This is a genomic window from Bradyrhizobium nivariense (genome assembly GCF_029846695.2).
Taxonomy (GTDB): Bacteria; Pseudomonadota; Alphaproteobacteria; order Rhizobiales; family Xanthobacteraceae; genus Bradyrhizobium.
Genome location: NZ_JARWCR020000192.1, coordinates 1 through 1101, shown reverse-complemented (window position 1 = coordinate 1101; position 1101 = coordinate 1). Strand labels below are relative to the sequence as shown.

The window sequence follows — 1101 nt, the reverse complement described above, 5'->3', positions numbered from 1 at the left end:
GCCGATGGGCCGTCCGAATGGACGTCCTTTTCGCTGTCCAATCCCATCACAAACCTCCGTCCAAGCCGGACGCTTCTTCGCATAGTTATCCATATCCCGAAGCAAGGGTTCCGGCTAAGCGCTTACAGCGGTCGGCGACCTGGATGGCGTTCGGGAGCGCCTTAGCTGCTGCCTCGCCGTATCCACCACCGCGATCTCGCGACACAATGTTGATCGCTGGGTGCTTCGATAGCCACGCCCGAACGGTCGCAGTCTCCCTGTCGGGCAGCAGGGTAACGATCCGCCGACGCTCCAAATCGCACACGATCGTCCCGTATCGATGGTTTCTCCGGAACGCCCAGTCATCGATGCCCACAACAAGCAATGGATCTGTCGGCATCGCCGTCCGCCGACGGACCACCCGTAGCAAGGTATCGTTGCTGACAGGCAGCATGAGCCGCTTGGCGAAGCTTGCCGCCGGCCGGCCGCCGAGCGCCAACCCCAAGTGATGGACGATGTATTCCAGCCGTGCTGTCCGGCGCCGTCGCAGCGGGACGATGTCTTCTCCGAACCGCTCCGCGAAGATCCGCCGGCGGCAATGCGGCACCTCGCATGTGAAGCGCCGCGTGAGTAATCGGAGGCGCACCTTTCTGCCCGCTGATGGCAAATCGGCAACGTGCCGGACGTAGCGGCTATGGATGCGGCTCGACGCTGTCGCGCACAAAGGGCACCGAGCCTCCGCAGCTTCCGACCTAACAGACAGAATAAGCGAATCCATTGAGTCACTTACACCATCAAACACCAAACCACTCGGTACTAGCGATGAGATTTGAAAGCCCGTCCGCATGGCGCTGATTCTCCGTTTGAGAACCACAGTCGCCCGGCAAACTTCATCGGAAATGAGTCAGACCCCCGATTGGATGCCGATCACCCCGAAAACGGGGTCCTTATTCCATGCCGAAACACATTCTGTCGTGGCGGTTGTCGATCACCATTGCGTATTTCGGCGATGGTGAGCGGCGATTTCAGGCGATCGTGAGCAGCTGTTTCGCGCGATGATGAGCAGCGGCTTTGACCGACATGGGTGATTGGTTCAGGGGTTTGAGTTGGCGTCAAGAGTTT

1 protein-coding gene and 1 pseudogene are annotated in these 1101 nt (G+C 59.7%); both read right to left on the bottom strand.

Annotated features, from left to right (window positions below; genetic code table 11):
* Positions 1–826, bottom strand: a pseudogene (locus tag QCM77_RS45895) (ISL3 family transposase); the annotation flags it as partial.
* Positions 827–906: 80 nt separating this feature from the next.
* Positions 907–1101: hypothetical protein (locus tag QCM77_RS45890; protein WP_280097137.1), on the bottom strand; the 195-nt coding region annotated here is incomplete at its 5' end.